Annotated in this window: 13 protein-coding genes; 7 read left to right on the top strand and 6 right to left on the bottom strand. The window is 63.2% G+C overall.

The annotated features are described in order from the left end of the window. Positions 1–32 precede the first annotated feature (32 nt). Together AB3X86_RS34770 and AB3X86_RS34765 are read left to right on the top strand one after the other, a co-directional pair. The gene (locus tag AB3X86_RS34770; RefSeq protein ID WP_368599460.1) at positions 33–1,307 is read left to right on the top strand and encodes a YadA family autotransporter adhesin; all 1,275 of its coding nucleotides are present in this window, start codon (positions 33–35) and stop codon (positions 1,305–1,307) included. A 331-nt stretch (positions 1,308–1,638) separates the two neighbouring features. Beyond that, positions 1,639–4,653 (top strand): ATP-binding protein, encoded by a 3,015-nt coding sequence (locus AB3X86_RS34765; RefSeq protein WP_368599459.1) that lies wholly within the window; start codon positions 1,639–1,641, stop codon positions 4,651–4,653. Between the two features lie 95 nt (positions 4,654–4,748). Here the strand turns inward: AB3X86_RS34765 and AB3X86_RS34760 are convergent, their stop codons facing one another. Continuing rightward, positions 4,749–5,537, bottom strand: a complete 789-nt coding sequence (locus tag AB3X86_RS34760) for an IclR family transcriptional regulator (protein ID WP_368599458.1) — start codon at positions 5,535–5,537, stop codon at positions 4,749–4,751. Positions 5,538–5,678: 141 nt separating this feature from the next. On the opposite strand from AB3X86_RS34760, the gene AB3X86_RS34755 reads away from it, so the two are divergent. The 5 genes from AB3X86_RS34755 (at position 5,679) to AB3X86_RS34735 (ending at position 11,392) form a co-directional block, all read left to right on the top strand. Further along, entirely contained in the window at positions 5,679–6,953 is a 1,275-nt protein-coding gene (locus AB3X86_RS34755) for an aromatic ring-hydroxylating dioxygenase subunit alpha (protein WP_176385139.1), read from the top strand. A 105-nt stretch (positions 6,954–7,058) separates the two neighbouring features. Further along, the gene (locus AB3X86_RS34750; protein WP_176126051.1) at positions 7,059–7,841 is read left to right on the top strand and encodes an SDR family NAD(P)-dependent oxidoreductase; all 783 of its coding nucleotides are present in this window, start codon (positions 7,059–7,061) and stop codon (positions 7,839–7,841) included. 16 nt (positions 7,842–7,857) lie between these two features. Continuing rightward, complete coding sequence (locus AB3X86_RS34745; RefSeq protein ID WP_368599457.1) at positions 7,858–8,817, top strand: 2Fe-2S iron-sulfur cluster-binding protein; 960 nt, start codon at positions 7,858–7,860, stop codon at positions 8,815–8,817. Positions 8,818–8,916: 99 nt separating this feature from the next. Beyond that, the gene (locus AB3X86_RS34740; RefSeq protein ID WP_368599456.1) at positions 8,917–10,176 is read left to right on the top strand and encodes a nitrate/nitrite transporter; all 1,260 of its coding nucleotides are present in this window, start codon (positions 8,917–8,919) and stop codon (positions 10,174–10,176) included. A gap of 109 nt (positions 10,177–10,285) precedes the next feature. Further along, on the top strand, positions 10,286–11,392 hold the full coding sequence (locus AB3X86_RS34735; RefSeq protein WP_368599455.1) for a porin: 1,107 nt from the start codon (positions 10,286–10,288) through the stop codon (positions 11,390–11,392). 18 nt (positions 11,393–11,410) lie between these two features. On the opposite strand, the gene AB3X86_RS34730 is transcribed toward AB3X86_RS34735, so the two are convergent. The 5 genes from AB3X86_RS34730 to AB3X86_RS34710 form a co-directional block, all read right to left on the bottom strand. Further along, positions 11,411–14,014, bottom strand: a complete 2,604-nt coding sequence (locus AB3X86_RS34730) for a response regulator (protein WP_368599454.1) — start codon at positions 14,012–14,014, stop codon at positions 11,411–11,413. 16 nt (positions 14,015–14,030) lie between these two features. Further along, complete coding sequence (locus AB3X86_RS34725) at positions 14,031–15,263, bottom strand: hypothetical protein (RefSeq protein WP_368599453.1); 1,233 nt, start codon at positions 15,261–15,263, stop codon at positions 14,031–14,033. A 298-nt stretch (positions 15,264–15,561) separates the two neighbouring features. Further along, positions 15,562–15,708, bottom strand: a complete 147-nt coding sequence (locus AB3X86_RS34720; RefSeq protein ID WP_368599452.1) for a hypothetical protein — start codon at positions 15,706–15,708, stop codon at positions 15,562–15,564. A 34-nt stretch (positions 15,709–15,742) separates the two neighbouring features. Next, positions 15,743–16,927, bottom strand: coding sequence for a phospholipase A (locus AB3X86_RS34715; RefSeq protein ID WP_368599451.1), 1,185 nt, complete (start codon positions 16,925–16,927; stop codon positions 15,743–15,745). A gap of 641 nt (positions 16,928–17,568) precedes the next feature. Beyond that, on the bottom strand, positions 17,569–18,360 hold the full coding sequence (locus AB3X86_RS34710; protein ID WP_368599450.1) for a phytanoyl-CoA dioxygenase family protein: 792 nt from the start codon (positions 18,358–18,360) through the stop codon (positions 17,569–17,571). Positions 18,361–18,420: the final 60 nt, after the last annotated feature.

Here is an 18,420-nt window from a genome sequence, read left to right as displayed (position 1 = left end):
TCGACAACCGGGTGACGAACGTCGAGGGTTCGATGCAGAACATCGCGAATGACTTGAGCAGCGGTGTGGTGGGCCTGGTGCAGCAGGACGCGGGCACGAACGCGATCACGGTGGCGAAGGACAAGGCCGGCGCGATGGTTGACTTCTCGGGCACGGACGGCGTTCGCACGCTGTCGGGCGTGAAGGCCGGGACGCTGTCGGCGACGAGCAGCGAAGCGGTGAACGGCTCGCAGCTGTATGCGACGAATCAGGGTGTGGCGAAGAACGCCTCGGACATCACGGATCTGGATGGCCGCGTCACGCAGAACAAGACGGATATCACGAAGCTGCAAAGCCAGGTGGGCGATGTCGGAACGCAACTGTCGGGCGCGGTGCAGTATGACCGTTACGCCGACGGCTCGGTGAACCTCGGTTCCGTGATGCTGGGCGGAGGCCTGAGCGCGGGTCCGGTGATCCTGACCAATGTGGCCAACGGCACAAGCCAGTACGATGCTGTGAACTTCGGCCAGCTGTCGGCGTTGCAGGACCAGGTGACGGACCTCAACGGACAGGTGTTGGATCTCGGTAGCCAGATGTCGAACATCCAGCCGGGCAGTCCGTACTTCAATGCCACGGAAGTTTCGATGTCGGGCAGCGGTAGTGACCCAGTGGTCAATGCAGCGACGCCGGGTACCGGTGTGGGCAGTACGGCGGCCGGAGCGGGTGCTGCAGCCTCGGGCAACTACGCCACAGTGGTTGGCGCAAACGCCAGCGCGGCAGCAGACAACGCTGTGGCAGTCGGCGCCAGCGCAGCCGCTACCGGCGCCAACTCGACGGCGATTGGGACGGGCTCGCAGGCGGATCATGCGAACTCGGTGGCGTTGGGTCAAGGTTCGGTGACGGAGCGTGACAACTCGGTGTCGGTGGGTTCGGCCACGCAGCAGCGTCAGATCACCAACGTCGCAGCGGGTACGGCGGACACGGATGCGGTCAATGTCGGTCAGATGAACAGTTCGGTCGCACAGGGCGTGCAGCAGGCCAACAACTATAGCGACCAGCTGTTTAACCAGACCAACCAGGCGATCAACGATGTTGCCAAGAACGCTTACGCCGGTATCGCAGCGGCAATGGCTATGCCGAACATGACGCCGTCCGGTCCCGGGCGCACGATAGTCGCGGCCGGTGGGGCTACCTATAAGGGGGGAAGTGCTGCGGCAGTAGGAGCGACGTACCGTTCACGTAACGGTAAGTGGCTGATGAACGGCGCCGTATCGGTCACGTCGACGGGTGATGCTGGCGTGCGTGCCCAGGTTGGCTACGAGTTCTGATATCCGCGTTATGACAAACCAGCAAACCGGTTGGCACATGGCTAGATGATGGAAATTGCACGGTCTTGCCGGTCACGGCAGACCGTGTTTTTTTATACCGGCAGAGTTCCCCCTTGTCGTGTAGCCGCAATGCGTCGCTACATGGCGCCGCTCTCTGGATAAGGCTGTCTCTTGCATATATACGGCAGTCGTCGGCTGCATGAACGCGGGTTGGGCGGCTTCAAACGCCCAACGACTCAGATTGGCCGTATGATGCTGAAATCATCCCCCGTGGTCCCGGATCCGGTACGCCATGCCATCAAAAAGCACAGATTCCAGTGGACATGAGCGCGTGACTCACACGCCCGGCGTCGGCGCACACGTTGATGAGCCGAGCAGGCTCAACCGCTATCAGCGGACGCTCGTCATGGGGGCGGGCGTTGTCATCACGTTTGTGGTGGTGCTACTGAACGGCGTCTTGCTGCAATCGGCGGTTGCGGACTACATAGAAGATCTCTATAGGGACTTCTCTCTTCGGCAGGCCCACCTGCAGTTGGAGATTCTCGAGCGGGAACGAACGCTGAGAGCCGCGATCCTGCACGAAGAATCGACATGGGGCACACGAGAGCCTCCACCCAAAGCACTCATCGACGAATTTGCCGCACAGCATGGACGAGTCGTTCTACAAAGGCACGCGAATTTTGACCCAGTGATGATGCTCGGCGATATTGGTCCGTCGCGGCCCGCATCGGATTTCGCACCGTATCTCGCGCTCGGCGTTGATTTTGAGTATCGTGTCGGGCCCTGGGCCAAGGTGCAGATCAATGCGGTGTCAGGGTATTTCTATTCGCCTGATCGGCACTTCGTCGGAATTCTTCCTGCACCGATACCCGGCGACCCGTTCAAGCAGAGCGGCGCGAAAGACGTCCATGAGCTTCTCGACCGCATTGCACCGGACATAGGCGATTTGACAGACCCAACGGTGGTCGAACGGTTGCGTGAGGGCGGCGGAGAATCCTGGTTTCCCCCAGTCACCGATCCTTTGAGCGACCAGCCCGCTATCCGACTTGTTATGCCGGCTTTTAGCGAGGGGAAGATATTCCTCGTGGCTGTCCGAAAGATTTACTTGGGTTCCCTAATCGAAAAGCTTGCCGGGGGGCGCTACGATGAGCAAACGCTGCTGCTCGATTCCGCCGGTAACGTGATCCTCAGCACGGCCAAGCCAGGTACCGGCGCCGCCCTGAGGCAACGCATTCTCGATTCCCGTCCGCGAGCGGCGGAGCGCACAGCAGGAAACCGTAGTCATCGAAATGGACTGTTCATGGCCACTGAGGAAGTCACGAACACCGGCTGGACAGTCGTTTATGCATTCACATGGCGCACGATTCTGCGCGACTTAGGGCCCCGCCTCGCCACTTACATCTCGGTGATGCTGCTAGTGCTGGGTTTCATGTGGCTGCTTTTGCTGATGCTCGATCACAAGCTCTTCAAGCCCGACTACGAGCGTTCGCAACGAGTATTCGAAAGTGAGGCCTTGAATCGCGCGATGGTTGCCGCCGCGCCGTCCGGGTTCGCGCTGCTGTCTTTCGAACAGGGCGAAATTCTGTTGCAGAGCAACCTGATGCGTAGCTACGAGCTGAACACGCATCCGGACGAACCACGCTTGCACGAGCGTTTGCTCGCTCTCTATGACCACAGCCCCGGCGCTCCCGCGTGGCAGTCCGATCTGGAGATGCCGCTCAGGCTGGCCGATGGCCGCGTGGACGACCTGCTGGTGAGCATGGTTCGCACCAAATATCGCGGGAAAGACGTGTTGCTTTGCAGTTTTTCCGACATCACGACGCTGAAGAACACCGAACGCAAGCTCGACGAAGCGCGTGCCGCGGCGGACGCCGCCAATCAGGCGAAGTCGGCGTTCCTCGCGATGATGAGCCACGAAATACGCACGCCGCTCAATGCCATTCTCGGCAACCTCGAATTGCTCGGACGCTCGCCGTTGTCGCCGTTGCAGGAGGAGCGGGTAGGGGTTGTCACGTCGTCGTCCACTGCGCTGCTCGGCATCATCAACGACATCCTCGATTTTTCGAAGGTAGAGTCGGGGCAGATGACGCTCGAGTCGATCAGCTTCGATCTCGCTCAGGTGATTCGTGAGGTGGCCGCGATGTTCGAACCAGTCGCGCAGGCGAAGGGACTCGAGTTCGACTGCGTGATAGACGATGCGCTCGCGCCGCACTATCTCGGTGACCCGACGAGAATCCGGCAGATCGCGATCAACCTGGTCAGTAACGCCATCAAATTCACCGCCACGGGCGATGTACTGCTAGAGGTCTACCTGAAGGACGACACGGCCGCCGATTCTCCGATCGTGATCGGCGTCAGCGACACCGGCATCGGCATGACCCCGCAGCAGCAGGAGACGCTATTTCATGCTTTTACACAGGCCGATTCGTCGATTGCAAGGCGCTACGGCGGAACAGGCCTCGGACTCGCGCTCTGTCTGCGCCTGACTGAATTAATGCATGGCACGATCTGGGTGAAGAGCGAGTTGAATACCGGAAGCACCTTCATCGTGACCTTGCCCATTCCGGTGAGTGCAGCCACCCCGGTCAGCGCCCCAGGGCATACCAAAGCCGAACCGAAATCCACCGAGATCGACACACAGGCCATTCACATCCTCGTCGTCGACGATCAGTTCGCCAACCGGGAGTTGCTCGTCGCGCAACTCGCTACGCTGGGGTACGAGGCCGAAATGGCCGATAGCGGCGGGGCGGCATTGCGGCGCTTCAACGAGCGGCACTACGATCTGGTGATGACCGACATCAATATGCCGGGGATGGACGGATACGCGCTCGCGCGGTGCCTGCGTGCCCAAAGCGCGACGGTGCCGATCATCGCGATTACCGCGCACGTCGCGGCAGAAGAGCGCGCGCGATGCACGAATGCGGGAATCGACGAGGTCCTGCTCAAGCCTGTCCTGCTCGACACGATGGACGCGACGGTGCGGCGGCTGGTCGACGAGGCGGCCAGGCGTCCCGCGAACGACACCGTGGCGAGGCGCGATATCTCGCAAGGGCCATTGCCCGAGCACATCCACGCCGCGATGACTCAGGCGCTGAAGGATTCGCTTCGGGAACTGCATGCCGCCATTGAACTTGGGGATATGAAAACGGTGCTCGCCCAACTTCATGCGGTACGCGGATCTTTCGCGATGATTCAGGAAACCGAACTAGCGACTGCTTGCGCACAGATGGAGCAGCAAGCCAGAAATAACGACATCGCTGCCGTCAAGGATGGGCTCGAACGTTTCGAGCCACTTGCATATTCGGCGCTCGCGCGGCGCGTCATTGGCGTGCAGTCCGACGCATGAGTTTCGGCGTCAGCGCTGAGTCAGCCGGCGCCTGAACCGAGCGTCGACTTCGCCGCCGATACTCCCCGCGTTGGCCAATATCTTCGATGCCGATTTCACCGGCGCGTCGCGACCGGCACTCGTCCCGTTTCCCCTTGATGCCCCAGCGCGCGCGACAGATTGCCCACCTCTCGCTTGAGCAACGCCGCGAAGTGCGCGATGCGCTCGTCGGTTACCCGCACGCTCGGCCCGAAGATGCACACCGAACCCGCCACCTGGTTCGCACCGTTGAAGAACGGCGCGGCCACCGCGACTGCGCCGGCGATCAGCTCGTGATGGCTGGTGCCGAAGCCCTTCGCGCGGACCGCATCGAGATCGGCGGCGAGCGCCGCGACGTCCTGATTCGGATCGGTCAGGTAGCGCCGCAGATCGTCCTCTGACAGCGGCATCTGCGAAAGAATCGTGCGGCCGCTCGCGCCGAGCACGAGCTTCTCGCGATAGCCGACTCCGCGCCGGAAACTAAGCGGCTGCGGACTTTCCAGTTCGGCGACGCAAATCCGGTAGGTCCCCTCCGGCACGAACAACGCGACCGTCTCCGAGGTCGCTTCCCAAAGCTCGCGCAGCATCGGCTGCGCGAGCTGCGCGATCGTATTGTTCGCCATCCACGCGTGCGCGACTTGCGCGACCGAACTGCCGAGCCTGAAGCGCTGCGGCTCGCCCGACGACGCGAGAAAGCCGTTCTGCTCGAGCGTATTCAGCAGCCGGTACAGCGTCGGCCGGCTCAGGTCCACGCGGGTCAGCAACTCCGCGACGGTCAATTCCTTGTCCCCCGGTCGGAACGCCAGAAGAATTTCTAGCGCTCGTTCGACTGCGCGCACATTTTCGTGCGGCTTTTTTTCTTCCATTTGAAATTTCCTTTCCGCGACGGTCCGCATCGATTGCACATTGTAGTGAAAGTCCCTATCAGCACGAACTTGACTCACATCAATCTGTCCGTACAATGAGACCACATTCTCATACAATGGACAACCGGATTCGGAGGAATTATGGACAAGAACATGTCGGAGACGCTGGTTCGCACTGGCCCGGGCACGGCGATGGGCAATCTGATGCGCCGCTACTGGGTGCCGGTGCTGCTCGCGAGCGAAATCGCGGAGCCCGATTGCCCGCCGGTGCGCGTGCAGATCCTCGGCGAAAAGCTGCTGGCCTTTCGCGATTCCGAGGGCCAGCCCGCGCTGATCGACGAGTTCTGCTCGCACCGCGGCGTGTCGCTGTACTTCGGCCGCAATGAAGAGAACGGCATTCGCTGCTCGTATCACGGTCTCAAGTTCGACCGCAACGGCAACTGCGTCGAAGTGCCGTCCGCACCGCAGGCGTGCAAGCACATGGGCATCACCGCGTATCCGTGCATCGAACGCGCGGGCATCGTGTGGGCGTACATGGGGCCGAAGGACCGTCAGCCCGCGCCGCCGGATCTCGAGTGGTGCAACCTGCCGGACAGCCACGTGTTCGTGTCGAAGCGGCTGCAGGAATCGAACTACCTGCAGGCGATGGAAGGCGGCATCGACACGAGCCACGTGTCGTATGTGCACCGCTACGAAGTCGACGATGACCCGATGCACCAAGGCACGAAGGCGCTCGACTACATCAAGGCGGACGGCAACGTGATCTTCGAGATCGAGAAGCAGCCGTTCGGCCTCACGCTGTTCGGCCGCCGCAACGGCGAGCCGGATTCGTACTACTGGCGCGTCACGCAGTGGCTGTTCCCGTGGTACACGCTGATCCCGCCGTTCGGCGACCACTCGCTCGCGGGCCACGTGTGGGTGCCGATCGACGATCACAACTGCTGGGCGTGGAGCATCAACTTCCGCCCGGACCGTCCGCTCGACGAGCAGGAACTCGCCGACCTGAACGCCGGCAAGGGCATTCACTGCGAGTACGAGGAGGGTGGCTCGTTCCGTCCGAAGGCGAACAAGGACAACGACTACCTGATCGACCGCAAGGCGCAGAAGGAAAAGCGCGCGTACTCGGGCGTGTTCGGCTTCGCGATGCAGGACGCGTCGCTGCAGGAAAGCATGGGTCCGATCCAGGACCACAGCAAGGAAAAGCTGTTGCCGACCGACCGCGCGATCGTGATGGCGCGCCGCATGATGTACGAGGCGGCCACGGCGCTGGTGCCCGACACCGATCCGCCCGCGATCGACGCGGACCAGCAGCGCGTGCGCGCTGCCGGCGTCTTGCTGCCGCGCGATCAGAAGCCACAGGAATGGGCGGTGATCCATCTGCACGACGGCAAAGACCAACCGATCTACACGATCTGATGCGCGGCGGGGCCGGGCTTCGCGCCGCCCCCTCGTGTCGTCGTCTGGTCCGACTGGACCTTCTGCCCATTCCGCAAAAGGAGGCCGGCTGCGCGCCGGCAAGCAATGCAGCAACGTAAAAGACTCGAAGACAAGGTCGCGCTGATCACTGGCGGCGGAGGCGGCATCGGCGCCGCGACCGCGCGCGTGTTCTGCGCCCAGGGCGCTGCGGTAGTGCTCGTCGACGCGAATCCAGAGGCGCTCGCGCGCGTCGCTGAAGAACTGAAGGAGGCTGACACGTCGGCGCGTGTCGAGACGTTCCCGGCCGACGTGTCGGATGACGCCGATGCGGTGCGCGCGGTGCAGTTCGCCGCCGCTTCGTTCGGCCGGCTCGACGTGCTGGTGAACAACGCGGCGATGCGCAACTACAGCGCGCTCGCCGACGCGACGCCGGCCGAGTGGCAGGCGATGGTGTCGGTCAATCTGGTCGGCACGTCGAACTATTGCAGGGCGGCGCTGCCGTTCCTGCGTCGCGCGGGTCGCGCGAGTATCGTCAACGTATCGTCGTGCTATGCGGTGACCGGCCGCAAGGGCATGGGCCTGTACGACGCGACCAAGGCCGGCATGCTGGCGATGACCCGCACCCTCGCGTTCGAGGAGACCGCGAACGGCGTGCGCGTGAACGCGATATGCCCCGGTTCGACGCTGACCGGATTCCACGTGAACCGCGCCATTGCAGCGGGCAAGAGCGTCGAAGTGCTGAAGACGCAGCGCCAGGACACGTCGCTGATCGGCCGCTGGGCGTCGCCCGAAGAGATCGCATGGCCGATCCTGTGGTTCGCGAGCGACGAGGCATCGTACATCACCGGCACGACGCTGATGGTCGACGGCGGCCTGTCGGCGATGTGAGCGGAGGAGAGGTGGCATGAACATGACCGATTCCACGCTGATGGTGCGGGTCGCCGCACGGCGCGACGAAGCCGACGGGATCGCCGGCTTCGAGTTCGTCGATGTCGACGGCCGCGAGCTGCCGCCGTTCGAGGCGGGCGCGCACATCGACGTCTACGTGCCCGGCGGGCCGGTGCGGCAGTACTCGCTGTGCAACGCGCCTCACGAGCGTCACCGGTATCAGATCGCGGTGTTGCGCGACGCCGATTCGCGCGGCGGCTCGCTGCGCATGCACGACGCGGTGAACGAAGGCGACGCGCTCCGCATCGGCGTGCCGCGCAATCATTTCCCGCTCGCCCGCCATGACGCGAAGCCGCTATTGCTCGCGGGCGGCATTGGCGTCACGCCGATTCTCTGCATGGCGGAGCAGCTGGCAGCGATGGGCGCGGCGTTCGACATGCATTACTGCGCGCGCTCGAAGAGCCGTGCGGCGTTCGTCGAGCGAATCGCCGCGTCGTCGTGGGCGGACAACGTGCAATACCACTTCGACGACGAGCACGGCATGCTCGATCTGAACGCACTGCTGACGGGCGGCGTGGACCGGCATCTGTACGTGTGTGGCCCGCAGGGCTTCATGAACGCGGTGCTCGATACGGCGCGCTCGCTCGGCTGGAGCGACGATCGTCTGCATTACGAATACTTCGCGGCGGCGCAACCTGCCGGCGACGGCGGCTCGTTCGACGTGCGGCTCGCGCGCTCGGGCCGCGTCGTGTCGATTGCGGCCGATTGCACGGTCACGCAGGCGCTCGCGGCGGCGGGCGTCGACGTGCCGGTGTCGTGCGAGCAGGGCATCTGCGGCACCTGCATCACGCGGGTGCTCGAAGGCGAACCCGACCACCGGGATCTGTACCTGTCGCCCGAGGAGCAGGCCCGCAACGATCAGTTCCTGCCGTGCTGTTCACGCGCGAGGTCGAGGGTGCTGGTGCTCGATCTGTAACGGCATTCGCCGGCGCCGGTCGCAGCAGGCGGCCGGCGCCCTATCCATCAGAAAGAAAGAAAACGGGCGGCCGCTGGCACGCCCGGCATTGGAGGAGTCATGGAGAAGAATCTGGCGTCGTCGGCGGGCATGTCCGCGAACGTCGGGGCCACGAACGGCGCACGGGAGGCGAGCAGCGCCGACACGAACCCGTATCGCTGGGTCGCGCTGTTCATCGTCTGGGCCGCGTTTCTGCTCAGCTATGTGGTCCGCGTGGCGTGGAGCACGGTGGCCGCGCCGGTCGGCGCGTCGCTCGGCATCAGCGTGTCGATGCTCGGTGCGTTCGTGACCGCGTTCTACGCGGGCTATGTGCTTGCGAATGTGGTCGGCGGCATGCTGACCGATCTGCTCGGCGGTCGCGCGATGCTCACGCTCGCGCTGCTGCCGCTCGGCGTGCTCACCTTCACGTTCGGCTATACGCATTCGCTCGCCTTCGGCATCGTGATTCAGGCGGCGATGGGTTTCGCGGCGGGCGCCGACTACTCGGCCGGCATGAAGATCATTCCCGCATGGTTCAAGCGCGACCGGGGCCGCGCAATGGGCCTCTACACGACCGCGACGTCGCTCGCCGTCGTGATCGCGAACGCGGTCGTGCCGTCGTTCTCAGCGCGGCACGGCTGGTCGAACGCGTTCCATATGCTCGGCATCGTCACGTTCGCGTGGGGCATCGTCACGTTGCTGCTGCTGAAGAACCGGCCGTCGAACGAAGCGAAGCCCGCGCGCAACAGCCTGCAGGACATGCTCGGCCTGTTGCGCAACCGGAACCTGATCGCGCTGTCGATCGCGGGCTGCGGCGGCTTGTGGGCGACCGTCGGCTTCGCTGCATGGGGCAACGCACTGATGACGCGCCAATACGGCATTGCGCCGATCGTCGCCGGATCGATCGTCGCGTCGTTCGGCATCGGCGCGGTGATCGCGAAGCCGACGCTCGGCTGGATCTCCGATCTGCCCGGCGTGTCGCGGCGGATGATGTCGATCGGCTGCCTGATCGCGTTCACGATCGCGCTGCTGGTGTTCGGCTACTGCTCGACCGCGCATCAGTTCTATCTGATCGCGCCGATCCTCGGGGCGTTCTCGTTCGGCTATCTGCCGGTGCTGATGGCACAGGTCAGCGACGCGTCCGGCAAGCGCCTCGCCGGCGCGAGCGCCGGCTGGACCAATGCGATCTGGCAGTCCGGCAGCGCGGTGTCGCCGATGGTGGTCGGCTCGCTGTATGGCGCGAGTCATTCATTCATGCTCGCGCTCATCACGCTCGCGATCGGACCCGCTATCGCGGTCGTCGCGATGTTCTTCGTCAATCCGCACATCGCACGCGAATGACCGACTCTCTCCGGTAGCCGCCGCGGCCACGCGCCGGCTACCGCGACCACAGAGACCGAACAATCACGCTTTCGCAGCACAAAACAACTCAATTTCCAGCAGGAGACACATGGTGAAGCACAAGCCTCTCGCCAGGCCGTCGAAGGTCCTTTTTGCATGGGGTATTGGTATCGGCATCAGCGGCGCGGCGCATGCGCAGTCGTCGGTCACGCTGTACGGCATCGTCGACTCAGGGGTGACTTACGTGACTCACGCTGTCACGCCGCAGGGATCGTCTGGCACCCAGGTCGCGCTCGGCACCGGCAACCGGCAGAATTCGCGTTGGGGTTTTACCGGCAAGGAAGATCTCGGCAACGGACTGCGGGCGATTTTCACGCTCGAATCGGGCATGGCGATGAACACCGGCGCGCTGCAGCAAGGCGGCCGGCTGTTCGGCCGGCAAGCGTTCGTCGGACTTGAATCGGACCGCTACGGCGCGATGATGCTCGGCCGGCAGATGACGCCGATGTACCGCTACTTCCTCGCGCTCGACCCGCTCGGTTATTCCAGTTACGGCCTTTCCGCGCAGGACGCGCAGTTCGTCGGTCGCGCGGATAACGCGGTGTCGTATCTCGGCCATGTGGGACCGTTCGAACTGAACGCGCTCTACAGCTTCGGCTATGACGCAGTCGCCTCCAATGTGCCGGTGGCGGGCTCGTTCCGCGTCGGCAAGCAGTACGACATCGGTGGACGCTACGTGCAGGGGCCGCTGAATCTGACGTTCGTGTACGAGCAGCGCCAAGGCTCGGTGATCGCGACATCGGGCGATAGCGAGCGGCGCTACGTGGCCGGCGGTTCGTATGCGATCGGCAAGGCGACGCTGTACGGCGGCTACGAATTGCTGCTGAACGATGTCCCGTCGACGCTCACCGCATCGCCGCCGCAGTCGATGGCGTTCGCGGGCGTGCGCTACAAGGCGACGCCGGCGCTGGACCTCGCAGCCGCGACTTACTACCACGCGTATCGCCACGTCGACGCGCACGCATTGAGCACCGGCGTCAACGCGGACTACTGGCTGTCGAAGCGCACCGCGCTGTACACCGACATCACCTATGTGATCAACAGCTCGAAGGCCGCGCTGAGTGCGACGGGATGGGCGACTTCGGTCGCGACGACGACCGTGAAGACCGGCGCGAACCAGCTGGCGGTTGCGATCGGCGTGCTGCACAAGTTCTGACGGCGGCGGTGCGCGCGCTCAATCGCTCAGTGCATCGCGATGGTCGCGCGGGCCTTTCGCCGACGCGTAATATCGCTGCAACGCGTCGGTCGAGCGCGCGCCCAGCGTGCGGATCTGGACGAGCCAGTCAGTTTCCACCGGCCACTCACCGCCGATCACGCGTGGATAGATCTGTCGTGCGTAGCGATGCAGTGCCTTCGCGCCGATGTTGCCGCTGACGCCAAGCAGCGCATGCAAGCTCGCGTGCGTCGCCTTGATATCGACAGCCGCGCTGTTTGCCGCGAGCCGCGCGACGAGCGAGCGGATCTGTTCGATGCCGTTCAGGAACGATTCGTCGAGCAGATCGAGGGAGACCAGTTCTTCCAGGTGCGGTTCGTCGAGCAGGCTTTCTTCAGCGATGGGGGTGGCCGCGTGCGCGCTCGCAGTGGGGGCCAATGTCACTGGCGTCGCCGCAAAATCCGTTTGCGCGCTTTCGCCCGCGGTTTTCGTGATTCGTTGTGAAGACGGAGCGTCCGCAATCGGCGCGCCGCGTGTGCCGAACTGCCGTGCGAGACATGCGTACAGCGAGCCGGCTTGCACCGGCTTGATCAACACCTCGTTCATCCCGGCGGCAAGGCAGGCCTGCACCGCTGCGGGATCGGTGTGACTGGTCAGCGCGATGACAGGCAGCGTCGCGTAGGCATCGGTGCGCGCGCGAATCGACTTCGTCGTCTCGATGCCGTTCATGCCCGGCATGTTCACGTCCATCAGGATCGCGTCGATGAAGCCGTCTTCGTGCAGGTTGGTCAGCACCGCCTGACCGTGATCGGCCTCGATGACGCTCGCGCCGCAGCGCTCCAGATAAGCCTTCGCGACGAGCCGGCTGTAGGTGTCGTCGTCGGCGATCACGAAGGTTCTGCCGGCGAAGCCATCGGGCAGCTCGCCCGGCTGATGCCGCGCGCCGTTGTCGAACAGGGCCTGCACCGCGGTGATCAGCTCCTGCACACTCGACGTCTTGCCGATGATCTCGTCCATGCCGGCGCGCCGCGCGCGCAGCCGCACCGCGTTGCCCGGTTCGGCGGTATAGGCGGCGATCAGCACGTTGCGGTTCGGGCAGTCCCGGTCGGCCCGGATGCGCTCGGTCGTCGCATAGCCGTCCAGATCGGGCATGCTGATGTCCATCAGCACGAGGTCGTAGAGCGGCGCGCGCCGCAGCGTGGCGAGCGCAAGCTCGCCGCCCGACGCCTCGCTGACATAGGCGCCCGCCTTCGTCAGCAGGCGGCGGGTGCGGGCGCGCAGCGTAGCGTCGTCGTCGACGACGAGCACGCGCTTGCCCTTGAACGCCGGCATCGCGCGTTCGAACAGGCGCCGCTCGTGCTCGGCGACCTCGTCGGCCGCCACCGGCGGAAAGCGCAGCGTGAATGCGGTGAACTTGCCGAGTTCCGATTCGCAGTCGATGCTGCCGCCGAACGCGCGCATCGCGCGCTGGCAGTACGCGAGCCCGAGCCCGGTGCCGCCCGAGTTGCCGGCCGTGCGAAACGGCTCGAACAGATGCTGCAGGATCTCCGCCGCGATGCCGGGGCCGGTGTCGCGCACGATCACCGAGTCGCTATCGACGGTCAATGTCAGCGTCGCCTGCGGATACGCGACGATGTGATGCAGCGCGTTCTTGATCAGGTTGAACAGCGTGAAAAGATAAACCGTCTCGTCGACCTTGAACACGAAGTCGCGGTTGACGACGACGCTCACCTTCGCGCGTTCCTTGTCGTTGTCGAAGCCGTATTCGGCGAGCGCCTTGCGCGTGGTCGCGCCGGCATGCAGGTAGCTGAGACTGTCCGGGCGGATCGATTTCGCGGCGACTTCGTCGAGCGTCATCGCGATGATGCGCAGGCCGCGCTCGATCGACAATTGGCCCTGCGCGAGATGGTTGTACATCAGCGAAGCCGTGCCGTCGGTGAGCGTCGGCGCCGCGCCCGCCTTGTTCGCCGAGGGCAACGCTTCCTCGACGCGGTCGAGCACGTGCCGCAACTGGCTCAGCGGATTGCGCATCTCGTGCGCGATGGAACCCGCGAGCGCCTGCAACGCGCGGTTCTTTTCGACGAAGATGCGTCCCTTGCTGATCGCGTGGCTGAACGCCATGCTGCACAGCACGACCACCGGCAGCAGCGCGAGGTTGGACTTGTCCTCGGCGCTGAGAACGACCGGCGTCGGCGAGCTCAACACGCCGGCAAGGCCGCCGGAAAACACGCCGATACCGATGCACGTTATCAGCAGCAGCGGGTTGTCGATACACAGCGCCAGAATGAAGATCATCATGACCTCGGTCATCATCCACATCGTGGAGAAGCCGTTTCTGACGGTCAGGAACGTGCAGACGAACGGCAGCACGTAAATCAGGCAGCAATGCCAGTAGATCAGCAGAGCGGGGTTGTAGCGCCTCGGCCAGCGCGCCTGGAACAGCAGCGGAACGCAGACGGCCGCCGCGCTGAGCCGCAGCAGCAGGTTGTCGTAAGGCTGCGGAAGGATGTAGGTCCAGACGATGTAATAGATGGGGTGACACAGGAGGCCGAGTGCGCCTCCCCATCGAATCGCGAACCTGCTTCTTTCCAGCATATCCCGCATGCTTTCGCGCGGTCTCGCCATCAGGCCTCCGAGTTCATCAGGAACCCATCATTTCATGCGTATTGAATTGCTGTGCTTCCACGCCTTCGGCGAGCGAATCGCCGTTCTTGCCGTGAAACGGTCCGACCGAAAAGCCGTACTTCCTCAGAAGACCATGAGTATAAGAGACCGACCACACGGGCGGGCTACCGATGATGAAATCGGATGCGATGCCTTCTTGCCACGCGGAATATCCTTCGGCAAAGCAGGTATAGCAGTCGCGGGTGGACGGCAGCCTGAACGGGAAAGCGGTGTCGAGTTCAGCGGGCCCACGCGCGAAACATTCAATATAGAGCGTATGACCGCGAGAAGCGAGTTCCGCTTCGACGCTGGCGGCGCGCGGATGCGAATCGTCGATCCAGAATTGCGCGCGTTTGAGATCGGCGGCGCTCAGGTAGGGCACGCTCGTGCTGCTCGCGAGGATCGCGCCGTCGAAGTCAGGGAGCGGCGTGTCCGGGCTGAACGTATGCACCGAGACTTTCGATTTGCCGAGCAGGTCCGACGCGAGCAGCTCGTTCGCCTGATCGGTCAGCAGGTTGATCTTGTCCGGCAGATCGATCAGCACCAGTTCCTTCGGCGCATCCTTGTACAGCAGATACTTCGCGACCGTCGTGCCGAGCCGGCCGGCCGCGCCGAACAGCGCGAGCTTCGTGTTGCCGAATTCGAGGCTGAGCTGTTCGCAGCAATGCATCGCCCAGTCCTTCAGCATCGCCGCGGTCGCCGCGTGGCCGGTCGTGATGTGAGGCGGCTTGACAGGCCGGGGCAGCGCCCCGTAGTTGCATGCGTACGGCGTCGACGCGCCCATCGCGACCATGTTCAAGCCCGCCTTTCTGGCGAGCTCCAGCGCCGGAAAGAATTGCGTCGCCCGAAAGCGCTTGATGCCGCGCGGGCTGCCGAGCCACATTTCGAGCGGCACCGGGCAGGCGATATTCGCGCCGATCACCTGCGAGCCCGAATAGATCGGCGATGCGATGAAAGGCTTGGTCTTCCACAACTCTTCTTCGAACGACTCGCTGCGTTCGCGAACGTTGTGAAAAGAAAATGAAAGGGTCTCCCAATCGGTCGCGTGAAACAGAAAGCCGACTCCCCCCTGACGGGCCGGAAGGCTATCGCGGATCTGTTCCGGGTGAATTTCGTGCTTGAGCGCAAGCGGTGCACTATTCCGATGCAAAAGAAGTCCGGTTGGCTCGTTTGAAACGGTCGACAGGTCTTTAAGGAGAGCGGTCTTCATTGGTTTTTCCTTGGTTTTGATTAGACGCTGGAAAAGTCAGCGCGCGGCGTGGCCAGCCGGTTGGACCGGCGACCCTTCAACTCTAGAGAAATCCGCACCGATATGCCCGTCTGTTCGTGCACACAGCATTCACGAGCGGGTTCAAGACGGGTTGCCCGCCGGGTGGGAATCGGCTCTGGGCAATCTTTGAAAGAATTACGGCAGGACTTTCGATGTATTACGGCACGTCGTGCGCCGTCCTCGAATGGCAAAAGGGCCGCTCGGCGGCCCTTTGCTTGCATCTCCCGCGAATACCGGATCAGCGTGTGATGCTATAGCCGATTCGCGCAATCCAGCGATGCTGGTTGTAGTCGAGAATGTTCTCGCCATAACCGCTAAAGAAGCCGAGCCATACGTAACCGCTGTCCTGCATGTAACTCGTGTCGCGCAAAGGCGCCGAGTACATCTGGCCCGGCGCCCAAAGAGGACAACGTCATGCGTCAGCGCGACACGGCGAAGCCAATGCGCGCGGCCCAGCGGTGCTGGTTGTAAGAGAGAAGATCTTCCGCGTAGCCGTTGAAATAGTTTAGAAACAGATACCCGCCCCATGCACTGCCGAACATCTTGGCAAGCGGGTAGGTAAATTGTACGTCGACGCTTCCATAGGTCGATTTCGTGCCCTTTCTCAACGTGGTCGCGAGCTGCCAGCCATCCGGGCTGCCGTATTTGACGAGCAGGTCGACATAGCCGCGATAGTTGGCGATATCCGAATTCGTGTCCTGTTTGTGCGTGTAGGCGTAGATTTTCGGCTCGATGGTCAGGTGGTTGGCGTTGAGGTCGCCAAAATCCCAGATCGGCTTGATGTAGACATAGTCGATGCCACGCGACCCGGGACCGGCGGTCCCGTTCGACTCGTGCTCGTAGCCCGACTCGATGCCCATCCGGGTGAACCAGCTGGTCCTCCACCCGGTGTCCTCCAGGTAGTAGAAAAGAGCGGGCATGTAGCTCGTATCGTAGAACGGGTTCATATGCCCGCGGATATCCCACAGAGAAGTCTGCGTGTAGGCGAAATAAAGGTTGTCGAGAAAACCGCGTGAACGCGGATCATCGGGCAGTACGAAGCGGAATTTGAAGCTGACCTGGAATTTGGCGAGACCGCTTTCCGACGAGTCCCAGCCGTCGGCGAAGTAGGTGGGCTGGTAGAACGAAAATCGCCCTACGAGAAAGGTGCCGAGGTCCGGCACCAAGGAATTCGAGGGCTTCACGGTCGAAGGCGGCACTTGCGCGGCGATCGACTCGTTGCCGGCCATCGGCCCTTCGACTGGCGCGCTCACGACCGGTGCGGATGCGGACGCAACCGCCGCCGCAGACGCGGGCGCCGCTGTTGCGGCGCTGGCCGTCGCCGCGTTGCGAGGCATGCGCGTGAGCAGGACTACCGAAGGTGATACGTCGACGCCAGGCACGTCGATGCGAAGCGCACCGCGCGCCCAATCGGGCCATGGCGCGCTATAGCTGACCGCCTTCATCTCGCCGGCCGCTAGCCGGACATGCTCGGGTGCGCCGGATGCGCGGGTGAGCAGTACGGCCCTTGGCAGGGCCTCGCCGTTGGTCAGCGTGACGCTCAAGGTGCGAGGCACGTCGACCGACGTGCCGGAGGGTGCGTCGCCGGTGTAGACGATCGTCACGACAAGCGGTTCGTCGGACCTCGCTTCGCGCGGCGGACGCAATATGGAAACCCCGGCGACGCTATACGCAGAGTAGCTGCCGAGCACCAGCGCACTAATGCAAACCGATAGGCTGGGGAGCAGTTTGGAAAATGAGCCGGAAAGCGGACTCGACGACAATCGGAAAACGCGCGAGCGATGGCTGCGAACGCCAGACTGGCGGTTTTTCTTCACGCGAGACATCAATCGATTCCGCACACGGAGCTCCTATTGGTCTACGAGTCAGGTCGCAATGAGACGATAGCGCCAAAGCATGCAGTTGGATAGAAAATCAGGGTCCGCGTTTTGATTGCGGAAACCGCCATCCACGCCGGTTCCCGCTATCCGCTTTTTCGCTCATTCTGCCAGTGCTATTAGGAATTGCGCGAGTGGAAAAAGACCTGCCGCGCTAGCGATGCGAATAGCGACGGGAACAGCGTCGGAATAGCGTCGTGTCGTTGCATTTGCGCAACGGAGCTTTAAATGTTAAATCGCGGATGATTCGCGCGTTGATATATCCGTTAGGCGGGGCGCACTTTTCGCTTATGACCATTGCGTGGCGATTCGCGATTCGATTGCCCGGCAAATCGTTGCCCAATCAATGCGACAGTTGAAAGCCCGCTTCAATAGGCGAATTTCCGGTATTGCTCCGGCGCGCCCGCCTTGTCGAGTTCGCTCACGCGCGGCATATGGCGCAGTAGTCGCTTCGCGCGTGACGTCAATTGCGCATAGACGGCTTCGGGTACGTCGATGTGGACTTCCGGTCGGAAATACCAGTTGCGGCTATAGCCGATCACGACCATCGGACGCGGCAGGTCGGTCCGGTTCGGCGTGCCGCGATGGAGCGCGCGCACGTCGCGAATCATCACGTCGCCGAGTTCCATCGTGATCGCATGCAACGGCAGGTGGCCGTCGCGCCACGCGTTCAGCGCGTCGTCGGAGCGCATCCGATGCGTGCCGAGCGTCGTTTCGAATGGGCCGTTCTCGAGCGTGACCTCACATAACGGAAAGTTGACCGCGAGCTGGAACGACGGGGTTTCCGCTTCGCCGTCGAACAGCGCGGGTGTGTCGCGATGAATCTCCTGATACGTCGAGCCGTTCAACGGCGTGTCGGTGGCCAGCTGGCACATCACGGGATCGTCGCCGGCCACGCGCTCGACGATGCCGAGCACGTCCGGATCACAGAAGATCGACTGATCGGCGAAGACCCCCGTGAACGGCAGTGTGACGTAGTGCCGGTTTTCGCCACGCACGGCGGTCGCCCGCGCGGCAATCTGCTGTTGCAGCAATGGCGCGAACGCGTCGCGCCATGCGAGCAGCGTCGCCTTCGGGAAGTGCTGGCGAAGAACGACGATGCCGTCGCGTTCGAACGTCGCTGCGCAATCATCGAGTTGTTCGGTCGAAAAGCGGCCCACGGTTGTCTCCTTTATCGAGTCGTTGAGTCGGGGCTTGCCTAAGTAGCCTGCATGTGACGC

It is taken from the genome of Paraburkholderia sp. BR14374, from assembly GCF_040948685.1.
GTDB lineage: Bacteria > Pseudomonadota > Gammaproteobacteria > Burkholderiales > Burkholderiaceae > Paraburkholderia > Paraburkholderia youngii.
The sequence above is the reverse complement of the archived record's forward strand: the minus strand, read 5'-3'. Positions and strand labels throughout refer to the sequence as shown.